Below are 17,927 nucleotides of genomic sequence, written 5' to 3' on the forward strand. Positions count from 1 at the left end.
CAGCTGAATATCACACCGCCATCGGGAGTAAGCCCCCTCCCACAGGTGCGCGGCAGCGCGCACTCGGGTAATGTGGCCGCCGCCGGCCTGGCTGGCGAAAAATTGCTGGATATACTTTCCAGTGGTCGCTACTTGGCGCAGGTCGGTTACTGCGACGCGTTGCCGGGGGCGCAACAAGCCTGGAGACAAGCCAAGAGGGTGTTTTGATGACGGGCAGGTTGATCTATCTCATCGGGCCATCGGGTTCGGGCAAGGACAGCCTGCTGGATGCCGCACGCCTGCGCTTGCAGGCGCGTGGTTGTCGCATGGTGCGCCGGGTGATCACACGCTCGGCGGAGGCAGTGGGCGAAGCGGCGCAAGGGGTGAGCCCGCAGGAGTTTGCGCGGATGGACGCCGAGGGCGCGTTTGCCTTGAGCTGGCAGGCCAATGGCTTGTCGTATGGCATCCCCAGGGAAATCGACGAGTGGCTGGCCGCAGGGGACGATGTGCTGGTCAATGGCTCTCGCGCCCACCTGGCGCAGACCCGTGAGCGTTACCCCACATTGTTGGTGTTGCTGCTGACGGTCGATCAAGCCGTATTGCGCCAACGTTTGATCGCACGCGGGCGTGAGTCATTGGCGGACATCGAAGAGCGATTGGCGCGCAACGCGCGATTTACCGCTGAGCTGATTGCCGGAAACGGCGCGGGTTTGTTTGTGCTGGATAATTCCGGGCCTCTGGAGCATACCGTTGAGCGCCTGCTGTGTTGCCTGGATCACGGATACTCGTGATCGTCACGGGTGATGCGCAGCATGTCGCGGTAGGTCAGGACAACCTCTTCGTGTAAGGCTCGGCCATGCTCGAGCATCAGATCAGAACCTTGGCGTTGAGTTTTTTTTCTTCGGGGTGTTTGAGTGGGTTTCGTAATGTTTGAAGCTCAATTCTTGACCCATTTAATTAAATATTTTCTACGTTTTTCTTTTTCTGTTATCAGGCTTTTGGGCGTGTTGATATGTACGGATGTGTCGCGCCAACTAAAACTTGTACGGTTTTTTTACTGGCGCGTTTATTGCGTGTTACTGCAATTAAATAGCGGTAGTGAAGATGTTTTAAATATGGGATTTTTATCGGGCTGGCAATGGATCGACCAGTGTCGGTAATTCATACATGGACGGTTAACTCTTCACTGTTGAGAGTGACAATACGCCATGCATCTCCCTGTCAGACAGGCTGCCCGCGAGCAGTCCCCAGTGACATCGCACTTCAATTTATCAACCGCCGAGCACGACATTCTACGTTGGGCGAATAATAAAAAAGCCTTTACCACGGATCAGGCGGCGAAACAAATCACGCGCAGTGGCTCCAAGTTTCATGACCTCAATAAAGATGGCAAAGTTGTAGTGGGTTTCAATTTTTCCAGTGGCTTCAACGCTGCTCAGAAGGAACGCGCCAGACAAGCCCTGCAATACTGGGCGGACATAGCCAATATCGAATTTGTAGAAAACGGCTCTAACACCGACGGAACCATTAGTATCAGGGGTATGTCAGGTTCGTCAGGCTGGGCGAGCTTGCCTAACCGGTATAACTCCAGAATGCAGGCCAATATCGGGACCAGTGGTGAGCATAACCCGACAATGGGCAGCCATTTCCTTGGGCTGTTGATCCACGAGTTGGGACATACCCTGGGGCTCAGTCATCCGGGTGCATACGATGGCGGGGGCTTCAATTATTCCCGCTCTGCCGAATATGCGCAGGACACCAAGGCACGCAGTGTCATGAGTTACTGGGCGGAGACTCATCAGCCTGGGCACAACTTTGCCGGGCACAGCCCGATGGCGCCAATGATGGATGATATTGCCGCTGCCCAGCGGCTTTATGGCGCGAATACAAAAACACGCAATACCGATACCACCTACGGTTTCAATTCCAACTCTGGCCGGGAGTTCTATAGCCTCAAGCGCGGGAATGAAAAACCAGTTTTCACCGTTTGGGACGGCGGTGGTAACGACACGCTCGACTTCTCCGGGTTTACCCAGAACCAAACCATCAACCTCAAGGCCGAGACATTCTCAGATGTAGGTGGCTTGCGGGGGAATGTGTCGATTGCCAAGGGCGTGAGCGTGGAAAACGCCATTGGCGGCTCCGGCAACGATACCTTGGTAGGCAACGAAGAAAACAATCGCCTCACGGGCGGCCGGGGCGTAGATAAGCTGCACGGTGGGGCCGGGGCGGATACGTTCGTCTATCAGCGCGTCAGCGATTCGACGCCGCAGCATCCGGATATCATCCAGGACTTTCACAGCGGGATCGATAAGATCGACCTGACCGGAGCCCTTCGGGCGGTGGGGCTCAAGTCGTTGAGCTTTGCCGATCAATTCAGCGGCAGTGCAGGTGAGGCGGTGCTTGGCCGCGACTCTACAACTGGCCGTTACACCCTGGCGGTGGATACGACAGGCAATGGTACGGCGGATCTGTTGGTGGTCAGCCAAGGCCAGATAAAACCGACGGATGTGGTTTGGAACAATCAGTCACCCACGGTGATTCCGGCTTCTGAAACCAACATTACTGCTGTGCCCGACCCGTACCCGGCTCCCGTTCCACCGTCCGATCCGGATACGCATTCAGACACGGATCCGCGCCCTGCGCCTGAGCCGTCACCCTGGTCTGGAATGGGGGTTATCAAGAAAGTGACTTCGGTCTTCAAGCGTATGGTGAACGGAGTGTTATCGATTTTCAGATAATGTAATTTTGTTAGTGAACAACCTGTGGTTCAGCGGCCTTGTCTAAGACTGTTGTTTGAAAATCATAGGTCTGGAATGTCTGGTTGTATGTTGATGTTTCGGTTAGGTGGTGTTTTCCTAAGTTTTCTTGTCTGTGGGGTGTAAGTTTTAGTTTGAAATAAATAGGCTGTTGTGAGCGGGGGAATGTTTGTGCGAATTTGGCCGCGCTTTGATCGTGTGAGTGTTTGTTTTGTACGTATCTCCTAATCATGCGATAGATGGTAATTATTTAAATTGATATATGATTTGGATGGAGTATTGACATTATGAATGTATATGGTTCCGGTATGGGTTCCCAGGTGTATAACCCGTCAGCATTCTCCAGCTTCCCGCCGCAAGGCGCTGCTGGCGAAGCGATGATGCCCAGGTACTCCAGCGAGCGCACCGTACAATATAGCGGCTATTCATCATCTGCTGAGCGCTTTTCGGCGTTCAAGGAGGGCACTAACCGCACGTATAGCAACAATGGAGGGCTGACCCCGCCTTTCTCCAGAAACGAACACACTCAGGCGCTCACCCATTATTACTGGATGAGCGGCGCCTTCAGGGACACCGTGAGTAAGTTCACAGATTATTACGGAAAGTTTAAGCAGGTTTTCACAGGGCGCGACGAATGGGGTGAGCGCAAGCCAATTCCGCAATTCGAGCCACGGCCGAATTCGAGACCCTTGGTCCAGACACGCCCGATACCTGAGGCAAGGGCCTATTTAAACCCCGCGCTGAATGAAGTGTCTACGCAGTATTTTCCGGGGGATACAGTGTATGGCTTTAATTCAAATACCCGAAATCCCGATATGTCGTTCACCTCGACGTATGACACGCCATGGTTCAGGGTTGAGGATATACTGGGTAACGATACATTGGACTTCTCCGGGTTCAGGCAGCATCAAGTCATAAATTTGGGTGCCGGTGCCTATTCCAGCTTGGGTGGGCTGGTTAATAATGTTCACATCAGCATCGGGTCGGCCATTGAAAATGCTATCGGCGGTTCAGGCGATGATCGGATCCTTGGCAATGCATCTAATAATGTACTGACCGGTGGTGAGGGCGCGGATACATTAAGCGGCGGCGGTGGGAGCAATATCTTCAAATATAATACAGCGTCAGACTCTACCTACGCGAAGGCTGACCTACTGACTGATTTCAAGGCCGGTTGGGACAAAATCGATTTAAGGGGCCTGGCTGCGACGACCGGCGTTGAGTTGAAGCTGGTGCCCAGGTTCACGGGTCGACCTGGCGAAACCGTTATTAGATTCAACCCGCAGAGCGGACGTTATTTCCTCGGGGTTGACCTGTCGGGTGACCAAAAAATTGACTTCCTGATAAAAAGTACTCGGCCTTTCGGCTCGCGAGACGTAATGGGATGGCATGAAATGCCTACACGGGTGTGAGCGACGTGAACCAATATTCGCGTTGATGTTGTTCTATGCGCTAAACAATCATTTTTCACTTTTATCTACAGACTTGATACGCGGGTGACATCGCGATCAAGTCTGTTTTTTTTTGCATTGCAGCATCAAGGCATGTGCTCATGCGCTCGTCAGGCCATCAGGGCTTGATGCTTTCTCTCTACTCGCTGAAACCAACGGACAAAAACTGACAGTCTCGCTGCACGTGTTGACGCGGGAGGACGAATGTTTGTTGCTGCGAAATGATCTGCGTTATTACGGGTAAACAGCACGGCGTGTCAGATTCCAAGCAGCGTCGCCGCCCTATATGTAGGGTTTTCTTCACTTACTTACCTTCTACAAACCACTAAGCATTCGGTCGTAAGACCGTTCAGTTATGGAAGTGTATAAAGTCATGGTTGTCAGGCAGACACAATACACGAGGGTTGGAAGTGCGGGTTTTTTCGTTAACGTTAGGTGCTGAGATTTTTTGGTTATACGGTGAGCAAAGTAGTAGGGGGTGTGAGTAATCGATTGGATGTTGTTGTTGAGGGCAAGTGGTGTTATCTAATTGTGAGTAATGGGTTGATAATATTTCATGGTTTATTTTGTTTTTAGTTCTTTATTTTTAACAAGATCAGCAGGTTGCGATCAAGTCTAAAAGATATCATATGTTTGTATGGTTTCAGGTTTTTGCAGTTGTGCGCTCAAAGTGTGTTCAGGGTTTAGAGTGTGTCGGAGTGAATTAATTTGCGCGTGGTATGAATGAGTGTGATGTGAGAACTTAGCCATGTGCCGATGACTGGCACCGTTTCTGTGTTGGTATTTAGTCTTTCGAGTTTGGCGGTTGCTACTTTGAATTTGGTTGCGTGAGGAATTTTGCTTATGAGCTCGTTAATAGCGCCAGCTGCTCAAGTTGGTGTTTTTGAAAGACTTGATCCCAGGCGTGATGTTAATCCTGATAGACCTGTTGATGGGCCTGGCGAGGGGTATACGCTGCACAGTAATAAGAGGGAATTCACGACGGAGCAGGCTGGGAAACAAATCACCCGGCAGGGTTTGCGTTTTAGTGATCGCAACAACGATAAAAAAATCGATTTGTCGTTTCGTATTTCCAAGGGGTTCACCGCGCAGCAGGCGGAGCAGGCCAGGCAAGCGATGCAGTCTTGGGCGGATGTCGCCAACGTGACATTCGCTGAAAATGCACAAAACGCTGACGGTCATATAGATATCAATGATATGCCTGGAACGGCGGGTGGTGTGGCCATTTTGCCCAACAAGTACAGGTATAAAACATTTGCAAATATTGGAACGGCGAACGCAGGGGAGAATCCAGAAGTCGGAAGTTTTTTCCGCACAGCACTTGTTCATGAAATAGGGCACTCCATCGGCTTAGAGCATCCTGGTGCATATAATGGTTTTGCGGACTATGGGCGTGACGCGGTGTACGCGGGGGATACCAGGGCGCGCTCGGTAATGAGCTATTTCTCGGAGAAAAATCAGCCCGGACATAATTTCAACTCAAAGCTGCCTTCTGCACCGTTGATGGATGATATTGCAGCTGTACAGAGGCTATACGGGGTCAATACCAAAACCCGTAATACTGATACGACCTATGGGTTCAACTCCAATACCAACCGTGAAGCGTTGAGTCTGAAGGGAGCGAACGACAGTCCTGTCTTCTGTGTTTGGGATGGAGGTGGAAATGACACATTGGATTTCTCCGGGTTTTCACAGGACCAGAACATCAATCTCAATGCAGAGTCATTTTCAGATGTTGGGGCGTTGAAGGGGAATGTCTCTATCGCCAAGGGCGTTGTACTTGAAAACGCAGTGGGGGGTAAAGGCAACGACACCCTGAAAGGTAATGAGGTCGCTAATCGCCTCAAAGGGGGCGGTGGGGCGGACAGATTACTCGGGGGCGGGGGAGGGGACACCTTTGTTTATGGCCGAGCAAGTGAATCAACCCCCGACAATCCCGACGTCATTCTGGATTTTGAGAGCGGTACAGACAAGATTGATCTCTCAGGTATCCTGAAAGCGTCAGGTATTAGTGCGCCAAAGGTTGTCGATCATTTAAGCGGCCATCCAGGCCAAATCATGCTCAAGTACGACGAGGGCAGTGGCGAGGGTAGCCTAGCCCTGGACGTGACGGGAAATGGTAAAGCTGATTTGCTGATAAAAAGCATTGGCCGGATTAAAGCCGGCGACGTAATGGGGCACGGCGGTACCCCGGAGCCGCAGCCTAAGCCAACGGATCCCAAGCCGGAGCCGCGGCCTAAGCCAACGGATCCCAAGCCGGAGCCGCGCCCTAAGCCAACGGATCCCAAGCCGGAGCCATGCCCTAATCCACCGGATCCCAAGCCGGAGCCATGCCCTAATCCACCGGATCCCAAGCCGGAGCCATGCCCTAAGCCACCAGATCCCAAGCCGGAGCCATGCCCCGAGCCACCGGATCCCAAGCCGGAGCCATGCCCCGAGCCAAATGGAGAGCTTCGATCGGTACTACTGCCAGCCCTTGAGCAGCATGGCTTTACAGAGCGGGCTTGGCGGGTCGAACAGTTCAAAAGTGCGAATGCGATAAGAGCTTTCAAATAAAATACTGTAACTAGTCTAGTTGTCGTGATGTTGTTTTTAAATTCGCATATGCGTCGGCTGCATTATGTTGCCTGCAGTTTGATAATCGCTGCTGCACGTAAACTTTCCAGTATGTAAAAAGTGCAATTTTTGCTGGGCTTGTACGTTGGGCGAAACGATTTTGCAAAAGTTCGTAAATGGTAGTGTTTGCGAAATGTTGGGTTGTTGTTTTTCTATTACTAATCGAGAAGGTAACATTATGTTGAATATAAGTGCACCTGTTTTGAGCCTCCAGGTTTCTAGCCATGCCGCTCAGCCGTCGTCACCTGCGGCACTTCCTGGCAACAATGAAGCCAGTAGAGCGCATCACCACGAGCACTCGACCACTCGTCTGAACCCCTCAAATAACTCCCAGCTGCTGAGTTTATCTGAGCAGGTGACAGGCGGACTCACCCTCCTGCCTCGATTGTTCGGATCGAGCGTCAATATCGGTGTGCCCCCCAGGCTGCTGCAACTTGGAGAAGTCGCCACTTCCACTTTGTCTTTTTCGTTCATCTCCGGGTTTGGCACTGAAGTACTTAGATGTGAACCCAAGCCTGAGGGAGATGATCACCCCAAGCCAATTGTCGATAAAACACCAAAGGACGAGCCCAAGGCTGGTGTCGATAAAACACCAAAGGACGAGCCCAAGGCTGGTGTCGATAAAACACCAAAGGACGAGCCCAAGGCTGGCGCCGATAAAACACCAAAGGACGAGCCCAAGGCTGGCGTCGATAAAACACCAAAGGACGAGCCCAAGGCTGGCGCCGATAAAACACCAAAGGACGAGCCCAAGGCTGGCGCCGATAAAACACCAAAGGACGAGCCCAAGGTTGGCGCCGATAAAACACCAAAGGACGAGCCCAAGGCTGGCGCCGATAAAACGCCAAAGGATGAGCCCAAGCCAGGCGTCGATAAAACGCCAAAGGACGAGCCCAAGGCTGGCGCCGATAAAACACCAAAGGACGAGCCCAAGCCAGGCGTCGATAAAACGCCAAAGGACGAGCCCAAGCCAGGCGTCGATAAAACGCCAAAGGATGAGCCCAAGCCAGGCGTCGATAAAACGCCAAAGGACGAGCCCAAGCCAGGCGTCGATAAAACGCCAAAGGACGAGCCCAAGCCAGGCGTCGATAAAACGCCAAAAACGAGCCCAAGCCAGGCGCCGATAAAACGCCAAAGGGCGAGCCCAAGGCTGGCGCCGATAAAACACCAAAGGGCGAGCCCAAGGCTGGCGCCGATAAAACGCCAAAGGACGAGCCCAAGCCAGGCGTCGATAAAACGCCAAATGACGAGCCCAAGCCAAGCCGCAACTCCAACTCGGATGACACTATCTATGGCTTCAACTCCAACACCGGAAAGCCAGAGATGACCCTGACATCCGCTTCGGACAAACCAGACTTTACCGTTTGGGATGATCGAGGCAACGATACGTTCGATTTCTCCGGTTTCAAGCAGGATCAGTCGATTGACTTGCGAGGTGGTTCGCGCTCCAGCGTAGGTGGCATGAAGGAGAACGTCAGGATCACCGAGAAAACTGTGATCGAAAATGCGATCGGTGGTCACGGTAATGATCGGATCATTGGCAACAGTGCGGACAACGTGTTGGTCGGTGGGGGTGGGAGCGATACTCTAGTCGGCGGAGGTGGCTGGAACACGTTCAAGTTCAATGCCTTCACGGACTCGAGCCGCACCAATGCCGATCTACTGGTGGACTTCAACACGGGCCAGGACAAGATAGATTTGTCGCAAATGGCCATTGACGGCAAGGTCGCGTTTAACTTCGTTGATAGCTACAGCGGTAAAGCGGGTGACACTATTATCAAGTTCAATCCGCAATCGGGCCGTTATCTGCTGGCAATAGACCTGGATGGAGATGGCAAGACCGACTTCCTGATTAAAAGCACGCGAATGATCAGCCCGGAAGATGTCATTGGGCTGAACGTCAAGGATGACGGTTATCTCTGATAGATTAATGGCGATTTTCTAGAATCGTCATTGCATGAAGTCAAGCTGGGCAGGACTGATCAGTAGTTGATCCAGTCCTGCCCTTTTGTGCGTGATAAAAAGTGTTGATGAGAGTGGTCAGGCGGTAGTCACGGAGACTTTACGGGAAGTACCCAGGAACCCTAGCAACGCCACCAGTGGGAAAGCGCTGCCCACCAGCATCACACTCAGCCAGCCGCCGTGTTCATACACGCTGCTGGCAATTGCCGAACCGAACGCACCGCCGATGAAGATGCTGGTCATGTAGAGCGCGTTCAGGCGGCTGCGGCTGTGGGCATCGAGGGCGTATACAGCGCGCTGGCCGAGGACCATGTTCATCTGCACGCAGAAGTCCAGAACCACGCCGGTCACTGCCAAGCCGATCACGCTGTACAACGGATGCACGAACGCCGGAAGGAAACTCAACGCGCCAAACAGCATTGCCAGCAGCGAGGCGCGGTGGGTGTGGCCGGCATCGGCCAGGCGACCGGCGATGGGCGCGGCGATGGCGCCCAGGGCACCCACCAGGGCGAACAGCGCGATTTCACTTTGGCTCAGGCCATGGTTGCGCGCCAGCTCCAGTGGAGCAGCGGTCCAGAACAGGCTGAAGGTGGCAAACATGCACGCCTGATAAAACGCACGCTGGCGCAATACCGGCTGCTTACGCAGCAAGGTGCCCAGGGAGCGCAGCAATTGCGCGTAGCTGGCGCTGTGATCGGGTTGACGCTTGGGAATGGTCAGCATCAGCACCCCGCTGATAAACGCCATCAAGGCGGCGGCGGCCATAAACATCGCACGCCAGCCGAAGTGGTCGGCCACTACGCTGGACACCGGCCGCGCCAGCAGAATGCCCAGCAGCAAGCCGCCCATGATGCTACCGACCACACGGCCACGGGATTCGGCAGGGGCCAGGTGCGCGGCCAGCGGGATGAGGATCTGCACCGATACCGAACTGAAGCCGATCAGCAGCGACACCAGCAGGAACAGGTTGGGCTGTTCGGTGAACGCTGCGCCCAACAGGCTCGCGATAGCCAGCACGGTGGTGAAGATCATCAGCCTGCGGTTTTCCAGCAAGTCACCCAGCGGCACCAGGAAGAACAGGCCCAGGGCATAACCGATTTGTGTCAGCGACACGATCAGGCTGGCCATCGCCGGTGTCAGGCCGATGTCCGGGGCGATCAGTTCGATGATTGGCTGCGCGTAGTAGATGTTGGCGACGATGGCGCCGCAGCAAAACGCGAACAGCATGACCATGCTCCGGGTCATGGTGCCTGTGGCGTGAGCGGTAGCGTTCATGGCGTGCTCGTAAGGCGAAGGACGATGGGGTGAGAGAGTAAAGGCAAGGGCCGGCAGTGAGTAGGCCGCTTGGCGTGATAACTGTCATGCCGCGAAATAATGACTCAATACAAAACCCAATGTGGGAGGGGGCTTGCTCCCGATAGCAGTGTGTCAGTCAGCACAGGCATTGGCTGACACACCGCTATCGGGAGCAAACCCCCTCCCACAATTTTGATCGAGTCTATTCAGTCAAGATCATTCACTGGCCAGAGTAGATCTGGTCAAACACCCCACCATCGTTGAAGTGGGTCTTCTGCACCGTGCGCCAGTCACCAAAGGTTTTCTCCACCGACAGGAAGTCCACCTTCGGGAAGCGGTCGGTGTATTTGGCCAACACCTTAGGATCCCGTGGGCGCAGGTAGTTGTTGGCCGCAATTTCCTGACCCTCTGGCGACCACAGGTACTTCAGGTAGTCTTCAGCGGCAGCACGGGTGCCTTTCTTTTCGACCACTTTGTCGACCACCGAAACGGGCGGCTCGGCTTCGGCGGAAACGCTTGGATAGATCACTTCGAACTGATCGCGGCCAAACTCACGGGCGATCATTTCTGCTTCGTTCTCAAAGGTCACCAGCACGTCGCCGATCTGGTTGGTCATGAACGTAGTGGTCGCGGCACGTCCACCGGTGTCCAGCACGGGCGCTTGTTTGAACAGTTTGCCGACGAAGGCCTTGGCCTTCTCTTCGTCGCCGCCGTTCTTGAGCACATAACCCCAGGCCGACAGGTAGGTGTAGCGGCCGTTACCCGAGGTTTTCGGGTTGGGCACTATCACTTGCACGCCGTCCTTGAGCAGGTCCGGCCAATCTTTCAGGGCTTTGGGGTTGCCTTTGCGCACGATGAATACGGTCGCAGAGGTAAAGGGGGCACTGTTGTTCGGCAGGCGCGTGACCCAGTTGTCCGGCACCAGCTTGCCATTGTCGGCCAGGGCATTGATGTCGGTGGCCATGTTCATGGTGATCACATCAGCCGGCAGGCCGTCGATTACCGAGCGCGCCTGTTTGCTGGAGCCGCCGAAGGACATCTGCAGCGTCAACTTGTCGTTCGGGTGCTCGGCTTCCCAATGCTTCTGAAAAGCGGCGTTGTAGTCCTTGTAGAAGTCGCGCATCACGTCGTAGGAGACGTTGAGCAGGGTGGTCGCTGCCTGGGCAGAGCCCGCCAAGGCCAGGCCGGCGGCCAGAAGAGAGGCGCTGAGGATTTTTTTCACTGCTCATTCCTTGTTGTTCGAGAAGAGGGGAGGCAATTTGCCAGCGACTATAGCCGGGCCTGCATAGACCTTTAAAGATTAAAACGAACTTTGCTTATTCCAGTTTATGGAAAAGATTGCTGCCACAGCGCGAGCAAAACGCGGCGTTGGGTTCGTGGCTGTCTTTCTTGCACGCCGGGCACTCGGTACGCAGCTGTTCACCGCGCATGGCACTGGCCAGCTCGGCGGTAAAAATGCCTGTAGGTACGGCAATGATCGAATAACCGGTGATCATGACCAACGATGAAATCACCTGGCCCAGCGGTGTCTTGGGCACGATATCGCCGAAGCCCACGGTGGTCAGGGTCACGATGGCCCAGTAGATGCCCTTGGGAATGCTGGTGAACCCATGTTCCGGGCCCTCGATCACGTACATCAAGGTACCGAACACCGTCACCAGCGTGCACACGCTGACCAGGAACACCACGATCTTCTGCTTGCTGCCGCGCAGCGCCGCCATCAAATAATTGGCTTGCTTGAGGTAGGGGCTGAGCTTGAGCACGCGGAAGATTCGCAGCATCCGGATGATGCGGATGATCAGCAGGTACTGCGCATCGCTGTAGTACAGGGCGAGGATGCCGGGGACGATGGCCAGCAGGTCCACCAGGCCATAAAAGCTGAAGGCATAGCGCAGCGGCTTGGGCGAACAATACAGGCGCAGGCCGTACTCGATGGCGAAGATCAGCGTGAAGCCCCACTCGATATAGGCCAGCACGTCCGCGTAGTTCTGGTGGATCTGGTCGATGCTGTCGAGCATCACGATCACCAGGCTGGCGAGGATGATCAGCAGCAGGATGCCGTCAAAGCGCCGCCCGGCGACGGTATCGCTTTGAAACACCATGATGTAGAGCCGCTGGCGCCAGTCGTTGTTGCTGTCCATAAATCCTGCCTGAAGCGAATATCGAGCAAGCCTAGGGGGATTCGAACGGGCTGTCCATGCGGGGTTTGTGAAGCAACCGGTGGCCGGCGCGCACCAGCCAGCAGGCGAGGATAAACGGTGCGGTCAGTGCGGGCAGGTGCAGGGCGGCAAAGCCCGGCGTGAGCAGGATGGCCAGGCCGATGCCCAGCAGCGGCAACCAGGGCTGGCGACTTAACGGGCTCAGGGCCAGGGCCGCCAATGCCGGGTTATAGCTGTGCAGACCGAGCAGGGCACCGGAAGGCTCGTTCAGCCACAGGCCGGCCAGCACACCGAGGCTGGCGCCGATCATGACCCATGCGGCGGCACGGCGGTCAGCCAGCAGCAAACCCAGGGCGATTAAAAGACCCGCCAGGGGCTGCTCCAGCAGCATGATTTGCCCAAGACCGGAAAAGGGCGCCGTGAGTACCGCGAACATGTCGGCCTGGGCCGGCGCAAGCGTAGTTTGAGGTACATGGCCGAGCAGCAGCCAGCCGAGGCCAACAAAGGGCGCGGTGTAGGCGGGCAAGTTGTGGGGCCGGCTGGCGTGTTTCAACCATTGTCGGGTGAGGATAGCGCTCAAGCCGCCGCCCGCCAGGATCAACGGCGGCACCAGCGCCGACCAGGCAAAGTGCTGGCTGATCAACAAGCCCAGCAGTACGCCGTTGTAGCTATACAGCCCGGCCTGACGCTCAGCTTTGGGATACCCGCGGCGCTGGGCGGTGAGCAACCCCGCGACACCGCCCAGCAGTGCACCGCCGAGCAAGGCCGGGGCGCCGATCAGGATCGCCAGCAGGCACAGCAGGCCGCACAGCGGGTGGCGCTGCAGGAAAATCTGGCTGAAGCCGTTGAGCAGGGCTTCGGCCCAGTCGGGGCAGGTTGGGTTGTGCATTTGGGGGAATCGATAAGACCGAGTTGCCCCCATCGGGAGCAAGCCCCCTCCCACATTGGACTGCATTCACAATCGTAAGTATGTGAACCCAATCAAGTGTGGGAGGGGGCTTGCTCCCGATGAGGCCCGAACAGGCGCTAAATCAATGTCTCGATACGCAGCGAGTTGGTCGACCCCGGCTGCCCGAACGGCACCCCTGCGGTAATCACCAAGGTATCCCCACGCTGCGCCATACCCTGGGCCTGGGCAATTTCCAGCGCGGTGGAACACACCTCGTCGACCTGGCGCAAACGATCATTGACCACCGAATGCACGCCCCACGCCACGCTCAAGCGTCGCGCCGTGGACAGGTTCGGCGTGAGGTTGAGGATCGGCGCCACCGGGCGCTCCCTTGCGGCGCGCAAGCTGGAGCTGCCCGACTCGCTGTAGTTCACCAGTACCGCCACCGGCAGGATGCTGCTGATGCGCCGGATCGCGCAGCTGATGGCGTCCGACACTGTGGCATCCGCCTTGGGCCGGCTGACGTCCAGTTGCGCCTGGTAATCCGGGCCATTTTCCACCTGACGGATGATCTTGCTCATCATCTGTACCGCTTCCAGCGGGTACTCGCCCGACGCGGTTTCGGCCGACAGCATCACCGCGTCCGCGCCTTCAGCCACGGCGTTGGCGACATCGGTGACTTCGGCGCGCGTCGGCGCCGGGGAGAAGCGCATGGATTCGAGCATCTGCGTGGCGACCACTACCGGCTTGCCCAGTTGGCGGCAGGTGCTGATGATGTCTTTCTGGATCTGCGGCACGCTTTCGGCCGGCACTTCCACGCCCAGGTCGCCTCTGGCCACCATGATCGCATCGCTCAACTCGGCGATTTCCTGCAGGCGCTGCACGGCTGAGGGCTTCTCGATCTTGGCCATCAGGAAGGCCTTGTCGCCAATCAGCTCGCGGGCCTCGCGGATATCTTCCGGGCGCTGCACAAAGGACAGCGCCACCCAGTCCACGCCCAGCTCCAGGCCAAAGCTCAGGTCGCGGCGGTCCTTGGCGGTGAGCGGGCTGAGTTCCAATAGCGCTTGGGGGACGTTTACGCCTTTGCGGTCGGACAGCTCGCCGCCGTTGAGCACGGTGGTGTCGATGGCGTCGGCGTGTTTGGTGATTACCCGCAGGCGCAGTTTGCCGTCGTCGAGCAGTAGGTCCATGCCCGGTTCAAGGGCCGCAATGATCTCCGGGTGGGGCAGGTTGATGCGACGTTGGTCGCCGGGTGTCGGGTCGAGGTCCAGGCGCAGAGCCTGGCCGCGAATCAACTGCACCTTGCCTTCGGCAAAACGTCCGACCCGCAGCTTCGGCCCTTGCAGGTCCATGAGGATGCCCAGCGGGTAATTCAGCTGGCGCTCCACTTGGCGAATCCACTGGTAACGCTGCGCATGGTCGGCGTGCTCGCCGTGGCTGAAGTTGAGGCGGAAGATATTCACCCCGGCTTGCACCAGCTCGCGAATGTCATCGATACCGTCGGTGGCCGGGCCCAGGGTGGCGAGGATTTTGACCTTCTTGTCAGGCGTCATGGTTGGCAGTCTCAAGGATCAGGATGGCGCGGAAATCGTTGACGTTGGTGCGGGTCGGCTCGGTGACGATCAAGTCGCCCAGGGCGGCGAAATAGCCGTAGCCATTATTGTTATCCAACTCGTCGCTGGCGCTCAGGCCGAGGGCTTCGGCACGGCGGTAGCTGCAGGGGGTCATGATCGCGCCGGCATTGTCTTCCGAGCCGTCGATGCCGTCGGTGTCGCCGGCCAGGGCGTAAACGCCGGGCATGCCCTTGAGGCTATCGGTGAGGCTGAGCAGGAATTCGGCATTGCGTCCGCCACGGCCGTTGCCGCGCACGGTGACGGTAGTTTCGCCGCCCGAAAGGATCACGCACGGCGCTGCCAGGGGCTGGCCGTGCTGCACAATCTGCCGGGCGATGCCGGCATGCACCTTGGCCACCTCCCGCGCTTCACCTTCCAAGTCACCGAGGATCAGTGGGCTGAACCCTGCCCGGCGGACCTTCACGGCCACGGCTTCCAGGGATTGCTGGGGGCGGGCGATCAATTGGAAGTGGCTGCGGGCGAGCACCGGGTCGCCAGGCTTGACGGTTTCCGAGGCGGGGTTTTGCAACCAACTGCGCACCGAGGCGGGAGCGTCGATGCCATAGCGCTTGAGGATTGCCAGGGCTTGTTGCGAAGTGCTCGGGTCACCGACGGTTGGGCCCGAGGCGATCACCGTGGCCTGGTCGCCCGGCACATCGGAAATTGCGTAGGTGTACACGGTAGCCGGCCATGCGGCCTTGGCCAGTCGCCCGCCCTTGATCGCCGAGAGGTGCTTGCGTACGCAATTCATCTCGCCAATGGTGGCACCGGATTTGAGCAGGGCTTTATTGATGCTTTGCTTGTCGGCCAGGCTGATGCCTTCGGCGGGCAAGGCCAGCAGCGCGGATCCGCCGCCGGACAGCAGGAAAATCACACGGTCTTCTTCGCCCAGGTTGCTGATCAGCGCCAGTACGCGCTGGGCCACAGCCAGGCCGGCAGCATCCGGCACCGGGTGGGCCGCTTCGACCACCTCGATTTTTTTGCACGGCGCACCGTGCCCGTAGCGGGTGACCACCAGGCCCGAGACCTCTCCCTGCCAGCAGTCTTCGACGACCAGCGCCATGGCGGCCGCGGCCTTGCCGGCGCCGATCACGATCACTCGGCCACTGCGGTCAACAGGCAGGTAGGGTTCAAGGACTTGCCGGGGGTGGGCGGCGTCGATGGCTGTGGCAAACAGCTCGCGAAGCAGGTGTTGCGGATCGACCGACATAAGCGGGCTCCCGGGGGATTCTTGTTGTTAGGAGTGCAGCCATTTCAGATTTGAAATGCGGTCAAAATGTGGGAGGGGGCTTGCTCCCGATAGCGGTGTATCAGTCGACATAGTGGTTGAATGACAGATTGCTATCGGGAGCAAGCCCCCTCCCACACTGGATTGCATTCCAAGGTGGGTTACTTGTCGCGGATGGAGAAATTGGCCATATGCTCCAGGCCCTTGATCAGTGCCGAGTGGTCCCAGTTACCGCCGCCAATCGCCGTGCAGGTGCTGAACACTTGCTGGGTGCCGGCGGTGTTCGGCAGGTTGATCCCCAGTTCCTTGGCGCCGGCCAATGCCAGGTTCAGGTCTTTCTGGTGCAGGTTGATGCGAAAGCCCGGATCGAAGGTGCCCTTGATCATGCGTTCGCCATGTACTTCCAGAATCTTCGACGATGCAAAGCCACCCATCAGCGCTTCGCGCACCTTGGCCGGGTCGGCGCCGTTTTTCGAGGCAAACAACAAGGCTTCGGCGACCGCCTGGATGTTCAGCGCGACGATGATCTGGTTGGCCACCTTGGCGGTCTGGCCATCGCCGTTACCGCCCACCAGGGTGATGTTCTTGCCCATGGCCTGGAACAGCGGCAATGCGCGTTCGAACGTCTGCGGTTCACCACCGACCATGATACTCAAGGTACCGGCCTTGGCGCCGACTTCACCGCCAGACACCGGTGCATCCAGGTACTGCGCGCCGGTTTCGTTGATCTTCGCCGCGAACGCCTTGGTGGCGGTGGGGGAGATCGAGCTCATGTCGATCACTACTTTATTGGGTGACAGACCGGCGGCCACGCCATCGGCGCGCAACAGCACGTCTTCGACCTGTGGGGTGTCGGGCACCATGACGATGATGAATTCCGCTTCCTGGGCGACCTGCTGCGGGTTGGCCAAGGCGATGGCGCCGGCAGCAAGCAGCTCGGCGGGCGCTTTGCCGTGGTGCTCGGAGAGAAACAGTTGGTGACCGGCTTTCTGCAGGTTGGCGGCCATGGGTTGGCCCATGATGCCGGTGCCGATAAATCCGATTTTAGCCATGATCAAAATCCTCTTTTAATGTGGGAGCTGGCTTGCCTGCGATGGCATCAACCGGACCTGACTGATACACCGAGGTGTTTGCATCGCAGGCAAGCCCGCTCCCACATTGTTTTATGTTGTGTCAGTTGTCAGTTGTCAGATGGCGTTATGGGTCTTGAGCCAACCCAAACCCGCCTCGGTCGTGGTCAACGGCTTGTACTCACAGCCGACCCAACCCGCGTAACCAATGCGGTCCAGATGCTCGAACAGGAAGCGGTAGTTGATCTCACCGGTACCTGGCTCGTTGCGCCCCGGGTTGTCCGCCAGCTGGATATGGTTGATCTCACCCAGGTGCGTTTGCAGGGTCCGCGCCAGGTCGCCTTCCATGATTTGCATGTGGTAGATGTCGTATTGCAGGAACAGGTTGGCGCTGCCCACTTGCTCGCGAATCGACAGAGCCTGCGCCGTGTTGTTGAGGTAGAAGCCCGGAATGTCGCGGGTGTTGATCATCTCCATCACCAGCTTGATACCCGCCGCCTGCAGCTTCTCGGCGGCGTACTTGAGGTTGGCGACGAAGGTTTTTTCCACGGTCTCGTCATCGACGCCTTGTGGCCGGATACCCGCCAGGCAGTTGATCTGGGTATTGCCCAACACCTGGGCGTAGGCGATGGCCAGCTTGACCCCGGCGCGAAACTCCTCGACCCGGTCCGGGTGGCAGGCCAGGCCGCGCTCGCCCTTGGCCCAATCACCGGCCGGCAGGTTGAACAGCACCTGGGTCAGGCCGTTGGCATCGAGTTGCGCCTTGATATCGGCAGAGCTGAATTCATACGGGAACAGGTATTCCACACCCTCGAAGCCGGCATCGGCGGCTGCCTTGAAGCGAGCAAGGAAGTCCTGTTCGGTAAACAGCATGGACAGGTTGGCGGCAAAGCGCGGCATAGGGT

14 protein-coding genes are annotated in these 17,927 nt (G+C 57.1%); 6 read left to right on the top strand and 8 right to left on the bottom strand.

Annotated elements, in window-relative coordinates:
- Positions 1-206: 206 nt before the first annotated feature.
- The 6 genes from phnN to PSEBG33_RS27120 all read left to right on the top strand — a co-directional run bounded on the left by phnN (position 207) and on the right by PSEBG33_RS27120 (position 8,728).
- The gene (gene phnN / locus PSEBG33_RS17955; RefSeq protein ID WP_005786520.1) at positions 207-770 is read left to right on the top strand and encodes a phosphonate metabolism protein/1,5-bisphosphokinase (PRPP-forming) PhnN; all 564 of its coding nucleotides are present in this window, start codon (positions 207-209) and stop codon (positions 768-770) included.
- Between the two features lie 417 nt (positions 771-1,187).
- Positions 1,188-2,720, top strand: a complete 1,533-nt coding sequence (locus tag PSEBG33_RS17950; protein ID WP_005786522.1) for a M10 family metallopeptidase C-terminal domain-containing protein — start codon at positions 1,188-1,190, stop codon at positions 2,718-2,720.
- 305 nt (positions 2,721-3,025) lie between these two features.
- Positions 3,026-4,150 carry a M10 family metallopeptidase C-terminal domain-containing protein gene (locus PSEBG33_RS28185; protein WP_005786523.1) on the top strand — a complete coding sequence of 375 codons (1,125 nt, stop codon included), beginning with the start codon at positions 3,026-3,028 and terminating at the stop codon, positions 4,148-4,150.
- Between the two features lie 882 nt (positions 4,151-5,032).
- The gene (locus PSEBG33_RS27110) at positions 5,033-6,745 is read left to right on the top strand and encodes a M10 family metallopeptidase C-terminal domain-containing protein (protein ID WP_005786525.1); all 1,713 of its coding nucleotides are present in this window, start codon (positions 5,033-5,035) and stop codon (positions 6,743-6,745) included.
- A gap of 238 nt (positions 6,746-6,983) precedes the next feature.
- Complete coding sequence (locus tag PSEBG33_RS29295) at positions 6,984-8,132, top strand: hypothetical protein (RefSeq protein ID WP_157264137.1); 1,149 nt, start codon at positions 6,984-6,986, stop codon at positions 8,130-8,132.
- On the top strand, positions 8,129-8,728 hold the full coding sequence (locus tag PSEBG33_RS27120; protein ID WP_050989033.1) for a M10 family metallopeptidase C-terminal domain-containing protein: 600 nt from the start codon (positions 8,129-8,131) through the stop codon (positions 8,726-8,728). The genes PSEBG33_RS29295 and PSEBG33_RS27120 overlap by 4 nt, the downstream gene beginning before the upstream one ends.
- Before the next feature lie 117 nt (positions 8,729-8,845).
- On the opposite strand, the gene PSEBG33_RS17945 is transcribed toward PSEBG33_RS27120, so the two are convergent.
- The 8 genes from PSEBG33_RS17945 to hyi all read right to left on the bottom strand — a co-directional run bounded on the left by PSEBG33_RS17945 (position 8,846) and on the right by hyi (position 17,922).
- Positions 8,846-10,042, bottom strand: coding sequence for an MFS transporter (locus tag PSEBG33_RS17945; protein ID WP_005786527.1), 1,197 nt, complete (start codon positions 10,040-10,042; stop codon positions 8,846-8,848).
- Between the two features lie 241 nt (positions 10,043-10,283).
- The gene (locus tag PSEBG33_RS17940; protein WP_005786529.1) at positions 10,284-11,285 is read right to left on the bottom strand and encodes a sulfate ABC transporter substrate-binding protein; all 1,002 of its coding nucleotides are present in this window, start codon (positions 11,283-11,285) and stop codon (positions 10,284-10,286) included.
- A 94-nt stretch (positions 11,286-11,379) separates the two neighbouring features.
- The gene (locus PSEBG33_RS17935) at positions 11,380-12,204 is read right to left on the bottom strand and encodes an ion transporter (protein ID WP_005786531.1); all 825 of its coding nucleotides are present in this window, start codon (positions 12,202-12,204) and stop codon (positions 11,380-11,382) included.
- Between the two features lie 31 nt (positions 12,205-12,235).
- On the bottom strand, positions 12,236-13,111 hold the full coding sequence (locus PSEBG33_RS17930; RefSeq protein WP_005786534.1) for an urea transporter: 876 nt from the start codon (positions 13,109-13,111) through the stop codon (positions 12,236-12,238).
- Between the two features lie 137 nt (positions 13,112-13,248).
- Positions 13,249-14,664 (bottom strand): pyruvate kinase, encoded by a 1,416-nt coding sequence (gene pyk, locus PSEBG33_RS17925; protein WP_005786536.1) that lies wholly within the window; start codon positions 14,662-14,664, stop codon positions 13,249-13,251.
- On the bottom strand, positions 14,654-15,934 hold the full coding sequence (locus PSEBG33_RS17920) for a glycerate kinase type-2 family protein (RefSeq protein ID WP_005786538.1): 1,281 nt from the start codon (positions 15,932-15,934) through the stop codon (positions 14,654-14,656). The genes pyk and PSEBG33_RS17920 overlap by 11 nt, the downstream gene beginning before the upstream one ends.
- 179 nt (positions 15,935-16,113) lie before the next feature.
- Positions 16,114-17,004, bottom strand: coding sequence for a 2-hydroxy-3-oxopropionate reductase (locus tag PSEBG33_RS17915; protein WP_005786541.1), 891 nt, complete (start codon positions 17,002-17,004; stop codon positions 16,114-16,116).
- Between the two features lie 135 nt (positions 17,005-17,139).
- On the bottom strand, positions 17,140-17,922 hold the full coding sequence (gene hyi, locus PSEBG33_RS17910; RefSeq protein ID WP_005786543.1) for a hydroxypyruvate isomerase: 783 nt from the start codon (positions 17,920-17,922) through the stop codon (positions 17,140-17,142).
- Between the last annotated feature and the right edge of the window lie 5 nt (positions 17,923-17,927).

Origin of the sequence: Pseudomonas synxantha BG33R (assembly GCF_000263715.2) — a bacterium.
In the GTDB taxonomy this organism is placed as follows: Bacteria; Pseudomonadota; Gammaproteobacteria; order Pseudomonadales; family Pseudomonadaceae; genus Aquipseudomonas; species Aquipseudomonas synxantha_A.

Bases quoted from the DNA above. Each gene is read 5' to 3' on its own strand.
- phnN (WP_005786520.1), top strand. From the start codon at position 207: ATGACGGGCAGGTTGATCTATCTCATCGGGCCATCGGGTTCGGGCAAG.
- PSEBG33_RS17950 (WP_005786522.1), top strand. From the start codon at position 1,188: ATGCATCTCCCTGTCAGACAGGCTGCCCGCGAGCAGTCCCCAGTGACA.
- PSEBG33_RS28185 (WP_005786523.1), top strand. From the start codon at position 3,026: ATGAATGTATATGGTTCCGGTATGGGTTCCCAGGTGTATAACCCGTCA.
- PSEBG33_RS27110 (WP_005786525.1), top strand. From the start codon at position 5,033: ATGAGCTCGTTAATAGCGCCAGCTGCTCAAGTTGGTGTTTTTGAAAGA.
- PSEBG33_RS29295 (WP_157264137.1), top strand. From the start codon at position 6,984: ATGTTGAATATAAGTGCACCTGTTTTGAGCCTCCAGGTTTCTAGCCAT.
- PSEBG33_RS27120 (WP_050989033.1), top strand. From the start codon at position 8,129: ATGACCCTGACATCCGCTTCGGACAAACCAGACTTTACCGTTTGGGAT.
- PSEBG33_RS17945 (WP_005786527.1), bottom strand. From the start codon at position 10,042: ATGAACGCTACCGCTCACGCCACAGGCACCATGACCCGGAGCATGGTC.
- PSEBG33_RS17935 (WP_005786531.1), bottom strand. From the start codon at position 12,204: ATGGACAGCAACAACGACTGGCGCCAGCGGCTCTACATCATGGTGTTT.
- PSEBG33_RS17930 (WP_005786534.1), bottom strand. From the start codon at position 13,111: ATGCACAACCCAACCTGCCCCGACTGGGCCGAAGCCCTGCTCAACGGC.
- pyk (WP_005786536.1), bottom strand. From the start codon at position 14,664: ATGACGCCTGACAAGAAGGTCAAAATCCTCGCCACCCTGGGCCCGGCC.
- PSEBG33_RS17920 (WP_005786538.1), bottom strand. From the start codon at position 15,934: ATGTCGGTCGATCCGCAACACCTGCTTCGCGAGCTGTTTGCCACAGCC.
- PSEBG33_RS17915 (WP_005786541.1), bottom strand. From the start codon at position 17,004: ATGGCTAAAATCGGATTTATCGGCACCGGCATCATGGGCCAACCCATG.
- hyi (WP_005786543.1), bottom strand. From the start codon at position 17,922: ATGCCGCGCTTTGCCGCCAACCTGTCCATGCTGTTTACCGAACAGGAC.